Source organism: Stenotrophomonas sp. 2YAF26, from assembly GCF_052114625.1.
Taxonomy (GTDB): domain Bacteria; phylum Pseudomonadota; class Gammaproteobacteria; order Xanthomonadales; family Xanthomonadaceae; genus Stenotrophomonas; species Stenotrophomonas indicatrix.
The window spans coordinates 33,375-47,059 of the sequence record NZ_JBFRFC010000003.1 but is presented as its reverse complement, the minus strand read 5'-3'; the positions used below and the strand labels follow the sequence as shown (position 1 = coordinate 47,059).

At 65.7% G+C, this 13,685-nt stretch carries 10 protein-coding genes; 4 read left to right on the top strand and 6 right to left on the bottom strand.

Features of this window, described 5'->3' with window-relative positions; all coding sequences use genetic code 11:
- Window positions 1-116: 116 nt before the first annotated feature.
- The 5 genes from mqo to AB4Y98_RS04185 all read right to left on the bottom strand — a co-directional run bounded on the left by mqo (window position 117) and on the right by AB4Y98_RS04185 (window position 4,781).
- Window positions 117-1,814 (bottom strand): malate dehydrogenase (quinone), encoded by a 1,698-nt coding sequence (gene mqo / locus AB4Y98_RS04205; RefSeq protein ID WP_442243838.1) that lies wholly within the window; start codon window positions 1,812-1,814, stop codon window positions 117-119.
- 205 nt (window positions 1,815-2,019) lie between these two features.
- Window positions 2,020-2,466 (bottom strand): GNAT family N-acetyltransferase, encoded by a 447-nt coding sequence (locus AB4Y98_RS04200; protein WP_442243837.1) that lies wholly within the window; start codon window positions 2,464-2,466, stop codon window positions 2,020-2,022.
- Window positions 2,467-2,544: 78 nt separating this feature from the next.
- Window positions 2,545-3,129 (bottom strand): hypothetical protein, encoded by a 585-nt coding sequence (locus AB4Y98_RS04195; RefSeq protein WP_442243836.1) that lies wholly within the window; start codon window positions 3,127-3,129, stop codon window positions 2,545-2,547.
- A 151-nt stretch (window positions 3,130-3,280) separates the two neighbouring features.
- Complete coding sequence (locus tag AB4Y98_RS04190) at window positions 3,281-3,715, bottom strand: tetratricopeptide repeat protein (protein ID WP_442243835.1); 435 nt, start codon at window positions 3,713-3,715, stop codon at window positions 3,281-3,283.
- Between the two features lie 160 nt (window positions 3,716-3,875).
- A complete protein-coding gene (locus tag AB4Y98_RS04185; RefSeq protein WP_089239508.1) occupies window positions 3,876-4,781 on the bottom strand; it encodes a LysR family transcriptional regulator ArgP in 906 nt (301 codons plus the stop codon).
- Between the two features lie 140 nt (window positions 4,782-4,921).
- On the opposite strand from AB4Y98_RS04185, the gene AB4Y98_RS04180 reads away from it, so the two are divergent.
- The 4 genes from AB4Y98_RS04180 to AB4Y98_RS04165 all read left to right on the top strand — a co-directional run bounded on the left by AB4Y98_RS04180 (window position 4,922) and on the right by AB4Y98_RS04165 (window position 11,823).
- Window positions 4,922-5,557 (top strand): LysE/ArgO family amino acid transporter, encoded by a 636-nt coding sequence (locus tag AB4Y98_RS04180; RefSeq protein ID WP_165376533.1) that lies wholly within the window; start codon window positions 4,922-4,924, stop codon window positions 5,555-5,557.
- A gap of 166 nt (window positions 5,558-5,723) precedes the next feature.
- On the top strand, window positions 5,724-7,691 hold the full coding sequence (locus AB4Y98_RS04175; protein ID WP_442243834.1) for an alpha/beta hydrolase family protein: 1,968 nt from the start codon (window positions 5,724-5,726) through the stop codon (window positions 7,689-7,691).
- Window positions 7,692-7,785: 94 nt separating this feature from the next.
- Window positions 7,786-9,771 carry an alpha/beta hydrolase family protein gene (locus AB4Y98_RS04170; RefSeq protein ID WP_442243833.1) on the top strand — a complete coding sequence of 662 codons (1,986 nt, stop codon included), beginning with the start codon at window positions 7,786-7,788 and terminating at the stop codon, window positions 9,769-9,771.
- A gap of 66 nt (window positions 9,772-9,837) precedes the next feature.
- Window positions 9,838-11,823 carry an alpha/beta hydrolase family protein gene (locus AB4Y98_RS04165; RefSeq protein WP_442243832.1) on the top strand — a complete coding sequence of 662 codons (1,986 nt, stop codon included), beginning with the start codon at window positions 9,838-9,840 and terminating at the stop codon, window positions 11,821-11,823.
- Between the two features lie 55 nt (window positions 11,824-11,878).
- On the opposite strand, the gene AB4Y98_RS04160 is transcribed toward AB4Y98_RS04165, so the two are convergent.
- Window positions 11,879-13,633 (bottom strand): peptide MFS transporter, encoded by a 1,755-nt coding sequence (locus tag AB4Y98_RS04160; RefSeq protein ID WP_394196139.1) that lies wholly within the window; start codon window positions 13,631-13,633, stop codon window positions 11,879-11,881.
- Window positions 13,634-13,685 lie beyond the last annotated feature (52 nt).

Below are 13,685 nucleotides of genomic sequence, written 5' to 3'. Positions count from 1 at the left end.
GGCCTCCCGGAACGGGGCAGAGCCCTCCCGTGCGGGAGGGCTCCGCCCCGTCGCCGCGCGCAAACGCAGACGGCCACCCGAAGGTGGCCGTCCGCAGGCATCCGCCAAGCGCAGGCTTACAGCGCCTGCAGCTCTTCGTTGGCGTTGCGCTTTTCCTTGGCCGGGGCCGGCGCCGGCGCGGCCGTCGGTGCCAGTGCAGGCGTCGTACCTGCTTCCACCGGAACCTCCAGGTAGGGCAGGTGCAGGGTCTGGCTGGTCAACGTGCGGATCTCGTTGGTCAGCGCGGCACTTTCGTTGAGCTTGCGGCCGTACGAAGGAACGATCTCGCGCAGGCGGGCTTCCCAACCGGCCTTCATCTGTTCCGGGAAGGCCTTGGCCATCAGGTCGAGCATGATCGGCGGCGAGGTCGAGGCACCCGGCGAAGCGCCCAGCAGCGCAGCGAGGGTGTGGTCCTTGTCGGTCACGATCTCGGTACCGAACTGCAGCACCGCGCCCTTCAGCGGATCACGCTTGATGATCTGCACGCGCTGGCCAGCGGTGACCAGCTTCCAGTCGCCCGGCTTGGCGTTGGGGAAGTACTTGACCAGTTCGGCCTGGCGATCGGCGTCGTTGAGGCGCGCTTGGCCCATCAGGTACTGAACCAGGTCCAGGTTGTCCTTGCCCACTTCCAGCATCGGGCCGACGTTGTTGTGGTTGACCGACGAATACAGGTCCCACCACGAGCCGTGCTTGAGGAACTTGGTGCTGTACAGCGCGAACGGCCCGAACAGGACCACCGGCTTGCCAYCCAGCTTGCGCGCATCCAGGTGCGGCACCGACATCGGCGGCGAACCGGTTTCGGCCATGCCGTAGGCCTTCACGCCATGGCGCGAGGTCACGTCCTGGCCCTGGAAGGCGAGGAACTGGCCGCCCACCGGGAAGCCGGCGTAGTCCTTCGATTCCGGGATGCCCGACATCTGCAGCAGCTTCAGCGCGGCGCCACCGGCACCGATGAACACGAAGCGGGCGTGGGTGGTGGATTCGGTGCCGGCCTTGAGGTCCTTCACCGTCACGTTCCAGCTCTTGTCCACGTTCTGCCGCAGGGCGCTGACCTCATGGTTGAGGTGCAGGCCGAAGTTCGGGCTGTGCTGCAGGCCGGCGGTCAGCTGGCGGGTGATGACACCGAAGTTGACGTCGGTGCCCAACGGCATCCAGGTCGCGGCGACCTTCTGCTTCGGGTCGCGGCCTTCCATCAGCAGCGGTGCCCACTGCTTGATCTGCGCCGGGTCCTCGGAGTACTGCATGCCGTAGAACAGCGGGTTCTTCACCAGCGCCTGCTGGCGCTTGTGCAGGTAGGCGATGTTGTCATCGCCCCAGACGAAGCTCATGTGCGGGGTCGGGTTGATGAAGTCGCTGGGCTGGCTCAGCCGCCCTTCCTTCACCTGGTGCGACCAGAACTGGCGCGAGACCTCGAACGATTCGGCGATGCCGACCGCGCGCTTGGTCTCGATGCTGCCATCGGGCAGTTCCGGGGTGTAGTTCAGTTCGGCGAATGCCGAGTGGCCGGTGCCGGCGTTGTTCCAGCCGTCCGAGCTTTCACCGGCGACGCCGTCGAGGCGCTCGTAGACCTGGATGTTCCAGTCCGGCTGCAGTTCCTGCAGGTAGGTGGCCAGGGTGATGCTCATGATGCCGGCGCCGACCAGCACGACATCGACGGGCTTGTCGTTGCTCGCGGCGGGCACCGAGCGCTGGGTCAGCGGCCAGTACAGGAACAGTGCGGCGACCAGCAACAGCAGCACGAGCAGGGCGAGTAGGGCCTTGCCAAATTTCTTCATGGGGGCGGAATCGTTGGCGGGGAAAGGGGTCAGGATGCGCAAGAAGCAGGGAAAGAGCGTGAAGAAACAACGCCTTGCAGCATTCCAGGGGCAATTTTAACCGCTTCTGGTCCGATTTTGATGCAACGCAGCATCCGGCCTGCGCGTTCGACCCCATCCCCGGTAGCGCCGGGCGATGCCCGGCGGCTGTTCCCGGCGCCGCGCGTCAAGGCAGCTCAAGAATCTCGTCACCGGCCTCGTCGACCTCGCCGGTCGCCTTCCAGCCCAGATGCCGATAGAAGCCATGAGAACGCGAATGCGGGTCCGCCGAGCAGGCCAGGAACAGGCGGGTGTGGCCTGAATCGCGGGTCAGGCTGACCACCTCCTGCAGCAGCTGCCGGCCGATGCCGCGGTTCTCGAATTCCGGCAGCAGGGCCAGCACCAGCACCTCGCCGCTTTCGCGGTCGGCAAAGCAGTAGCCGGCCATCCGCTCGCCCTCCCAGGCGACGCGGCCAATCGAATCGCCATCGGAGATGCCGGCGGCCCAGCTCTCTTCGGTGATGCCCAGTTCGGCCAGCTGCGCGGCGCTGAAGGCGTTTTCGCGGGTGCGCCCGCGAAGGTCGATGCAGGCAGCGGCATCATCGGGGAGGGCATCGCGGTAGTGGATCGTCATCTGGGAAACCTGTGGTCGAACGGAACCAGATGAGTGTGGACGACCAGGATGGAGATTGGATGGAGACGGTGGCGGTCTTCAATCACTGCCGATGGTGAAGTATTCCGCCGCGAAGTAGCCCAGTTGATAGGCCAGCGTCGATGCGGCCAGTACCAACTGCATGCGCGCGCTGCGCAGATGCCATCCCAACGCGGCAACGATGAGCATCAGCGCCGTGTGCAATGGGTACGCATCCCCCAGCAGCCGCCAGCGGCTTCCTCCCTTGATCGCGGTGTCCACAAGGTCCAGAAGCGTCAATATCGCGATCACCCCGAAGATCCAGCGCCGCCGCTGCATCAGGTAGTGGCCGTAACTGCCGTAGTCGCGCAGGTCGTCGGGAAACAGCAGCGCGCACAACAGGAACCAGGTCGCGCTGTAGGTGATCACGAACAGATAGGTTTCAAATGTCCAGCGGTGCACTTCGACGAGGCGGAATTCCCACCACCAGAAGGTGACCAGCGACACCAGCGTCCACATCACCCAGCACAGGTGCAGCGCCGAACAGCCGCGCCGCTGGGGGTGCTCGATGATCTGCGCCAACCCCTTCAGCAGGGTGGTGATGGACAGGCCGAGGATGATCCCCATCACCACGCGGATATGCAGGAATACCGGTTCGGTTTCCATCGGCCAGCCCCATCGTCGGTTGCGCCGATCCTTGCATGAAAAGGGGACGGAGGGGATCAAGTCGTTTCCAGCCCGACCTCTCCATGGCTGAGACTCAACGAGTCCTGACTACCAAGGGCTGCATTCCCAAAGCTTGGCTGTCTTGGTGGTATCAAGGCGAAGTGAGGCCGTGCTGATGCAGCAAGGCAAGGTACTTCCCGCCTTCATCGTCAGCGTCGAATATGTCCTCGCCATCCAATGCATAAGCCCTGAGCAGGTACTCCAGCGCCTGATCCCGTTGTCCTTGAAGTTCATGACATTGGCCAACCCGATACAGGATGAAGGGGTTCGCATGACCGTCCGGACCATTCAGCGCATCCACGAAGTACTGTAGGGCTTCGGGAAAATGTCCTGACATAAAACTCGCGTCGCCAAGCGAGGCGCAGAGCCACGTGTAGGCTTCCCAATCGTTGGCAGGGGCAGGCAACTTGTCCAAGGCCTGCAGCCAGCAGCGCATTGCGCCAGCGTGATCATCGGCATCCATGCAGGTGTTTCCCTGCTCGGAGAGCTCAGTGACCTGCTCGTAGATGTCGTCAGGAAGCTCCATTCGGTTTGGCTCGCAATCAATGAACCCTCAAGCCTACGCGGGACCTCTGCAACTGTCGGCTGGCAATGACGCAATTGAATGTCGGGATCGCCCTGTTCCCGTATTCGTGAGCAGTAGGTTCGAAGCCGACCAAAGTCGGCATCCACCAATGCGCGTCCGCTCAGCGCCTGCGCTGCACCAGCGCCGAGGCGGCGTCCAGCACCGCCCGGGTCAGCAGGGCCATGGTCTGCACGTCGCCCTTCCAGTGCTGCCAGTACAGCGGCACGTCTTCCCACGCGCGCTGCCGCACGTAGACCAGCCGTCCTGCATCCAGATGGCGCTTCACCAGCGGCAACGGGTTCATCGTCCAGCCGAGCCCGCCGAGATTGGCTTGGACGAAGGCGCGGGTGGAGGGAATCCACCAGGTGGGGGCCGTGCTGGGCAGGTCGGCGCCGGCCATGCGCCGGGCAAAGCGCGACTGCATGTCGTCCTTGCGGTTGAACACCAGCACCGGAGCCTGCGCCAGCGCCTGTGCGGTCACGCCCTTGGCGAAGTGGCGCTCGCGGAACTCCGGCGTGCAGGTCGCGGCGTAGCGGATGCTGCCCAGTGCGTGGATCTGGCAGCCCTGCACCGGCTCGTCCAGGGTGGTCACCGCACCCAGCACGGTGCCCTGGCGCAGCAGCTCGACCGTGTGATCCTGGTCTTCCACCCGCAGGTCCAAGGTGGTGCCGGTGCTCTGCGCGAACTGCTGCGCGGCCTGCGGGAACCAGGTCTCCAGGCTGTCGTGGTTGACCGCCACCGGGATGCTCGCCTGTGGCAGGTCCTCGTCGGCCAAGCCCATGCGGTGCAGGGCATCGTGCTCCAGCAGGGCGGTCTGCTCGGCCAGCTGCACCAGCAGCTGGCCCTCTGCGGTAGCGGTTGCCGGGGTGCCCCGTTTGACCAGCAGGCGGCCGATGCGGTCTTCCAGCGCCTTGACCCGCTGCGAGATGGCCGAGGGGGTGACGTTGAGCGACTGCGCGGCACGGTCGAAGCTGCCTTCGCGGATCACCGCAGCCAGGGCCCGCAGCTGGGCATGGTCGATGCGCATGGCAATTAAGCTCCGCTAATGTTGGTTTAGTAAGTTTAGCTCGTCTTTTCTATGTTGCGGCGCGACAATGGCGCCCGTTCCGGTGCTGTCCGCCTTCGCGAGGCACCGCTCCCCCCAAGCAAGACAAGGTAGTGAATCCCATGTTCTCGGTCATCTCCGCCAGCACCGGCCTCGGTGCCTGGTTCAGTGGTGCGGCTACCGGCGTCGGCCTGTTTGCCGTGGTCGGCGCCCAGAGCGCCTTCATCCTGCGCCAGGGCATCCTGCGCAAGCACATCGTGCCGGTGGTCGCCACATGTGCGGCCATCGATGCGATCTTCATCTTCGCCAGCGTGGCCGGCCTGCGTACGCTCACCACGGCGCTGCCGTGGCTGACCACCGCCGTCCTCTGGACCGGCGTGGCCTTCCTGGCCTGGTATGCGATGAAGTCGGCGCGCCGTGCGATCGCCGGTGGCGGCGGCATGGGCGAGGCCGACAGCGATGACGGCAGCCGTCGCTCGGTGCTGCTGGCCGCGGTCGGCTTCTCGCTGATCAACCCGCACTTCTGGCTGGACATGATGGTGATCGGCTCGATCGCCGAGAACTTCGGCAATGCACGCATGGCCTTCGCGGCCGGCGTGGTCACTGCCAGCTGCCTGTGGCTGACCGCGCAGGGCCTGGGCGCGCGCCTGCTGGCACCGCTGTTCACCAAGCCCAGCACCTGGCGCGTGCTGGACGGCACCATTGCGGTGATCCTCAGCATCCTCGCCCTCACTCTGGCCGTGCGCGGGGTCCATTGAGCCGGCGCACGCCCCCCGAACCCACGTCCTGACTCTCTCTCCAAGGTAGTGGTAACAACGGCACCGGCAACGGTGCCGTTGTTTTTTGTGCCCACTGGCGGGGCGGCCGCTGGCCTGCCTAGAATCGGCCAGCCGGGACAAGGCGTCCAGGCGCAAGGGGGGAAGCATGCGCAGGTATGGGTTGGCCGCCATCATCGTGGCAGGGATGTCGTGGGGGACCGCTGCTGCGGTTGATCTGGACGCTTACGTGCGACCGGACAAGTTCGAGGATGTGATCCTGTCGCCCAGCGGCGACTACCTGGCCGCGACCGTGCCCGGTGATGGCTTCACCGCGTTGATCATCCTGCGTACGGACGACAACACGCCGGTGGGTAGCCTGCGGCCGCCACGCAATTCCCATGTCTTCGACATGCACTGGGTCAACAACGATCAGGTGATGTTCGGCTTGGCCCAGAAGTTCGGCACCCGTGATGCGCCCTGGGCCACCGGCGAACTGCTGGCGCTCGACGCGCGTACCGGGCGTACGGACGTGCTGGTCGGCTACCGCAGCCTGGGACTGCGCCTGCGGCCCAGGTACCACAGCGAGGCAGCGGCGTTCCTCAGTGACGCCCTGCCGGGCGACGATGGCCAGGTGGTCATTGCAATGGGTGGGTCGCGCCTGGACGCCAATGGCTATGCAGCCCGGCTCGATCTCGCTACGGGCAAACAGCGCATCCTGGCCCGTGCGCCGGTGCCGGCGTCTTCCTACACGATCGACCCCAAGGGTGACGTGCGTTTCGTGCGTGGCACCGGCAGCGACAACGGCAGCCGTCTCTACCACCGCAACGGTGGCGAATGGGCGCTGGTGAATGATGAAACGGCCAGTGGCCGCATCGAGGCGGCACTCGGTTTTTCCGCCGATGGCCAGCTGGCCTACCTGCAGAGCGAGCAGGCCAGTGGGCCTGATGCCATCGTCAGCTGGAACCCGATCACGCAGGAACGCAGGGTTGTTCTGCGCGACGATGTGGTCGATCCGGCACGGGTGATCCGCAGTCCAGGCAGCAGGGTGCCGGTCGGCGCACTGTTCCTGGGCGATACCCCGCGCACCCGCTTCTTCGATGAAGCATCGGCCGAAGCGCAGCAGTACCGCAGCCTGGAGGCGGCATTTCCCAGGCGGGCGGTGTTCATCACCTCCAGCACCCGTGATGGACGAAAGCTGCTTCTGGAAACCTGGTCAGGCGCCAATCCGGGCGAGTTCTACCTTTATGACGTCGACCGCAGACAGGCGCGCTTCCTGCTGGCGCGCAGCGAATGGATCGATCCGGCTACGACCGCATCGGTGCGGTCCATCAGAGTGAAGGCACGCGATGGACTGGACCTGCATGGGTTCCTGACCGTGCCGCACGGCAGTACAGGCCGCGACCTGCCGATGGTGGTGCTGCCGCATGGGGGCCCCATCGGCGAGTTCGACGACGGCCGTTTCGCGCACGAGACGCAGTTGCTGGCAGCAGCCGGCTATGCCGTGCTGCAGGTGAATTTCCGCGGATCCGGCAACTTCGGCCGTGCCCACATGCGTGCGGCTGTGCGGCAATGGGGTCGTGCCATGCAGGATGACGTGACCGATGCAACGCGCTGGGCCATCGCCGAGGGCATCGCCGACAGCAAACGCATCTGCATCTACGGTGCCAGCTATGGCGCCTACGCGGCGATGATGGGGCCGGTGCGCGAGCCGGGGCTGTACCAGTGCGCGGCAGGCTACGTGGGCGTCTATGACCTGCCGTTGATGTACACCCGTGGCGATGTGGGCGACAGCCGTTTCGGCGTGGCCTATCTGCAGCAGTGGCTGGGCGATCCGGCCTCGCTGGGTGAGGTGTCGCCGGTTGCGTTGGCGGATCGCATCAGGGTGCCGGTATTCCTGGCCGCTGGTGGTGAGGATGCGCGTGCGCCCATCCTGCACAGCAAGCGGCTGCAGGCCGCGCTGGAACGGGCTGGTACCCCGGTGGAAGCCCTGTACTTCCGCACCGAAGGCCACGGCTTCTACACCCAGGCGCATCGCAGCGAGTACTACGGACGCCTGCTGGCGTTCCTGTCGCGCAGCCTGGGGGGAGCCACCGCACAAACGCAGGCCACCGGTGATGCGGAGAAGGCGCCCTGAGTCTGGCGATGGCGCGCTCGTCACTGGCGCAGCCATCGTCGGCCTGCCTAGAATCGGCAAATCTGGACAGGGTGTCCGGCAGGGAGGGGGAAGGATGCGCAGGACTGTATTTGCCGCGCTGCTGTGCGCGGTGGTGGGCGGGACGTCGGCGGGTACTGGCGGGGTGGACCTGGAGAAGTACCTGAAGCCGGAGTCGTTCTCGGACGTCAAACTCTCGCCGGGCGGCGAATACGTCGCCGGCACCGTACCGCTGGACGATTCCACCGCGCTGATCATCCTGCGCACGTCCGACCGCAAACCCGCGGGTGTGTTCCGGCCACAGGACAAGAACCACGCAAACACCTTTGAATGGGTGAGCAATGACCGCCTGCTGGTCGGCCTGGCCGAGAAGCTTGGCGCGCTGGATACCCCGCAACCGACCGGTGAACTCTACGGCGTCAATGTCGATGGCAAGGGCGGCGAACTGCTGGTCGGCTACCGCGTGCAGGGCCGTGGGCTGGGCACGCGCATCCAGCCGAAGAAGGTGGAGGACGTCGCGGCTTTCCTCACCGACGAGCTGCCCGGCGATGACCGCAATGTACTGATCGCGGTGTGGCCCTTTGCCGATGATCCCTATACCCGCGTGGAGCGGCTGGATGTGGTCAGCGGGCGCCGCGTGCGCGTTTCCGGCTCGCCGGTGCAGCGCGCCAGCTTCACCACCGATCATCAGGGCGAAGTGCGCTTTGCTCACGGCGCTACCTCGGACAACGTCAACAAGCTCTACTACCGCGCTGGGACCAATGCGCAGTGGTCACTGGTCAATGACGAATCGCTGAGCCACCGGGTGGAAGGGGCCATCGGCTTCTCCGAAGATGGTGCACTGGCCTATCTGCAGGTCGAGCAGCCCACCGGGCCCGATGCCATCCTCAGCTGGAACCCGCAGACCGGCGAACGGCGCGAGGTGCTGCGCGATGGCGTGGTCGATCCTTACGCGATCATCTTCCGCCCGGGCACCCGCGTGCCGGTGGGCGCGCTGTATGTCGGCGATGCACCGCGCACCCGGTTCTTCGATGAGAAGGGGGCCGATGCCCGTCAGTACCGCAGCCTTGAGGCGGCGTTCGGCGGCCCGGTGCTCATCACCTCCAGTACCCGCGATGGCGGCAAGGTGGTGGTGCAGACGTGGTCGGGCAGCAACCCCGGGGATTTCTACCTGTTCGACACCCGCGCGAAGGCGGCAGAGCATCTGCTCAGCCGCAGCGAATGGATCGACCCGAAACTGGCCGCCACGGTTCGCCCGTTTGCATTGAAGGCCCGCGACGGCGTGTCGCTGCATGGATTCCTGACATTGCCGCAGGGCAGTGATGGTCGCAATCTGCCAATGGTCGTGTTGCCGCACGGCGGCCCCTTCGGCGTGTTCGATGAAGGCAGCTACACCAGCGAGCCGCAGATGCTGGCAGCCGCAGGGTATGCGGTGCTGCAGGTCAACTTCCGTGGTTCGTCCAATTATGGGCGCGCCTTCGCCCAGGCGGGTGCGAAGCAGTGGGGCGCGGCTATGCAGGACGATGTGACCGACGCCACGCGCTGGGCCATCGCCGAGGGCATCGCCGACAGCAAGCGCATCTGCATCTATGGCGCCAGTTACGGTGCGTACGCGGCGATGATGGGGCCGGTACGCGAGCCGGGGCTGTACCAGTGCGCGGCCGGCTATGTCGGCGTGTATGACCTGCCGCTGATGTTCACTGGGGAGGCGCAGTTGAGCGATTCGGCCATGCTTTGGCAGCGCGATTGGGTGGGTGATCCGAAGACGCTGGGTACCCGTTCGCCGGTGAATCTGGCCGCGCAACTGAAGGTGCCTGTATTCCTGGCCGCCGGAGGCGAAGACCGTCGCGCGCCGATCAAACACACCGAGCGCATGGAGGCCGCACTGAAGGCGGCCGGCTCGCCGGTGGAAAGCCTGTATTACCGCACCGAAGGCCATGGCTTCTACCGGCCCGAGCACCAGCGCGAGTACTACAGCAGGCTGCTCGCCTTCCTGTCACGCAGTCTGGGCGGCAACACCGCCAGCGCCAGCGCCACCGCAGGTGCTGACAAGGCGCCGTAAGGAAATCCAGCCGCAGCCAGCGGACCCGATGCCGGGCAGGGGATGCCCGGCTTCAAGGAGGAAGTGATGAAGCATGCAAAGGTGCTGGCCGCATTGATGGCCATCTGCGGCGCCGCTGGGGTGGAGGCTGCGGAAGTTTCGCTGGACGGCTATGTGCGTCGTGCGGAGTTCAATGACATCCAGCTCTCGCCCACCGGCGAATACATTGCCATGACCTTGCCGCTGGAGGGCGCGACCGCCGTGGCGGTGCTGCGTACCGACACGATGGAGCTGGTCGGCAATTTCCGGCCGCCACGCAACAATCATGCCGCCGAGGTCGACTGGGTGAGTGACAGCCGCCTGCTCATCGGTCTGGCCGAAAAATGGGGGCCGTTGGACCAACCGCGGCCGACGGGCGAACTGTATGCCATCGACGCCAATGGCAAACGCGGTGATCTTCTGGTCGGCTATCGCGCCCGCCCGGATGAGCCCGGCTTCGTGACCGGGCGCGTGGTCGAGCCGGTCGCCGCCTTCCTTGCCGATCCGCTGCCTGCCGACGAGCGCAACGTGTTGATCTCGCTGTGGCCATTTGCCAACGACACCAATACGCGTCTGGAACGGATGGACGTGATCACCGGGCGTCGCATCCCGGTATCGCGTTCACCGGTGCAGCGCGCGACGTTCACCACCGACAATCAAGGGGAACTGCGCTTCGCCCATGGTGCCGCCGCCGACAACGTCAACAAGCTCTACTACCGCGAAGGTCGCGATCATTGGACGCTGGTCAACGACGAAGGCAACAGCCGCCGCATCGAACGCCCGATCGGCTTCTCTGCCGACAACCGCCTGGCTTACCTGGTGGTGGAGCAGGCCCGCGGCCCGGACGCGGTGGTCAGCTGGGACCCGGTCAGCGGAGAGCGGCGTACGCTGCTGCAGGACGATACCGTTGACCCTACCCATGTGGTCTACCAGCCTGGCACGCGCGTGCCGGTGGGCATCCAGTTCGTCGGCGCTGCCACGCGCACGGCCTTCTTCGATGAGCAGTCGCCGACCGCCGGCATCCAGCGCAAGCTTGAAAAGGCGTTTCCAGGGCAGGCGGTGAGCCTGGTCTCCGGCACCCGCGACAACACACGTCTGCTGGTGAAAGTGAGCTCGGCAACCAATCCCGGCGACTATTTCCTGTACACCACGGCCACCCGCAACGCCGCGTTCCTCACCAGCCGCCATCGCTGGTTTGATCGCGATGGCGGTGCCAGCGTTCGCCCGATCACCCTGGCTGCGCGGGACGGCCTGCCGCTGCATGGCTTCCTGCCCCTGCCCAGGGGCAGTGATGGCCACAACCTGCCGATGGTGGTGGTCCCGCATGGTGGCCCGATCGGCGTGTTCGATGATGGTGGTTTCGAGCGCGAGAACCAGTTGCTGGCCGACGCCGGCTACGCGGTGCTGCAGGTCAACTTCCGCGGCTCGGGCAACTACGGCCGTGCACATACCCAGGCCGCTGCCCGGCAATGGGGCCGCGCGATGCAGGACGATGTGACCGACGCCACCCGCTGGGCGATCAGCCAAGGCATCGCCGACAGCGCACGCATCTGCATCTACGGTGCCAGCTACGGTGCGTACTCGGCCATGATGGGCGCTGTGCGCGAGCCGGGGCTGTACCGCTGCGCGGCCGGCTACGTCGGGGTGTACGACCTGCCGTTGATGTTCAAACGGGGCGACATCCAGGATCGCGCCTCCGGCGTGACCTATCTACAGGAGTGGCTGGGTGATCCGGCCACCCTGGCGGCAGTGTCGCCGGTGAATCTGGCGGCGAGTATCAAGGTGCCGGTGCTGCTGGCCGCTGGTCGCGAAGACCTGCGTGCGCCGGTACAGCACACCGAACGCATGGAAGCGGCGTTGAAACAGGCCGGCGTGCCGGTGGAAGCGCTGTATTACCCGCGGGAGGGGCATGGTTTGTATGCCGAGGCCAACCAGCGCGACTACTACAGCCGATTGCTTGCCTTCCTGTCACGCAGCCTGGGGGGCGGTACCGCAGCGGCCGCGACGTCTTCCGACAAGGGCAAGGCGCCCTGAAACACGCGCGGCGGCAACCATCATGGTTGCCGCCGCAGTGAGCTGCCAATGGGCGTTACTTCACTCCATGCATCATCCGCTTCAACAGCGGTGCGGCGATGAAGGCCAGCAAAGCGCAGCCCAGGCCGATCCACATCAGCAGCCAGAACAGGTGCGCATAGGCACCGGCCGCAGCGGCCATGTCCAGCGTTTCGCCTTCAGGTACGTCGATCGCCGCCAGCTTGCCGAACAGCGCGGCCAGCGTTTCGGAGAAGGCGGTCGCCAGGAACCAGGTGCCCATCATCAGGCTCATCACCCGGGGCACCGCCAGCTGGGTGACCGCCGACAGGCCGACCGGCGACAGGCACATCTCGCCGCTGGCCAGCAGGAAGTAGGCCAGCACCAGCCACCACACGCTGGCCATCTCGCCGGTCGTACCAACGTGCTGCGCGGCCAGCGCCAGCGGTACGAACGACAACGCACCGATCACCAGGCCCCAGGCCGACTTCACCGGCTTGCCCGGCTCCCAGCCGCGACGGTCCATCCAGGTCCACAACGCGGCGAAGGCCGGCGCCAGCAGCACCAGGAACAGGCCGCCGAGGTAGGTCAGCGAACCGGCGGTCTGCGGAATCACCAGACAGTCGCGCACCAGCAGCACCAGCATCAGCGCGACGATGGCGATGAAGAACGTACGCGGTGCGGACGAGCCGGGACGTCGCTCGGACAGGCGCGCGCTGACCACGAAGCCCAGCGGTGCCAGCAGCAGCGAGAGGATCGACCACGGCAGCGGCGAGCCTTCGCGGATCACCAGCGCCGGTACGATGTCCTTGGTCAGCAGGCGGTCGGTGAAGGTCACCCACGAGCCATACGACTGCTCGTACATCGTGAAGAACACCAGTGCCATGAAGATCAGCACCATCAGCGCGATCATCTGCTGGCGCTGCACCGGCGTGCACTTGCTGCCAGTGAACCAGGCGAACCAGACCAGCACGCCGCCGAGCACCACCAGCATCAGCATCAGCGCCAGGCTGATTTCACCACCAAGCGCGAAGGCACCGTTGCCGGCCGCCCACATCAGCCAGGCCACCGGCAGCACGCCGATCACCGCGCACAGGTAGATCAGCCATTCGCGCGGCAGGCCCAGCACCTTCTGCTTCAGCGTGGCCGGCTGCGGCGGTTCGGCATGGCCCTGCAGGTATTTCTGGCCCCACAGGAACATCGCCAGGCCGGCAATCATGCCGATGCCGGCCGCACCGAAACCGTACTTCCAGCCGTAGACCTCGCCGAGGAAACCGCACACCAGCGAGGAGAACAGGGCACCCAGGTTGATGCCGGCATAGAACAGCGAGAAGCCCGAATCGCGGCGCGGATCGTCCTGCGGATAGAGCTTGCCGACGATGGTGGAGATGTTCGGCTTGAGGAAGCCGACGCCCATGATGATCAGCGCCAGCGACAGATAGGTCACTGCCAATGCCGAGGTGTCGCGCACTACTTCGCCATTGACCCGGTATGCGGCGTGGCCCTCGAAGGCCATGCCGAGGTGGCCGAGCACCAGCAGGATGCCGCCGAACAGCACCGCGCGGCGCATGCCCAGCCAGCGGTCGGCGAGCATGCCGCCGAATACCGGGATGCAGTACACCAGGCCGCCATAGGCACCGAGCAGGTCCAGCCCGGCCTTGTCACCGAACAGGTGGTACTTGGTGAGGTACAGCAACAGCAGCGCCTTCATGCCGTAGAAGGAGAAGCGCTCCCACATTTCGGTGAAGAAGCAGACGTAGACGCCCTTGGGATGGCCCAGGAAGTCGTCGGAAGCGATAGCAGTGGAATTCATCGCGGAATTATAGGCCCGCGCCCGCTTTCAGTAGATCCACGCCATGCGTGGA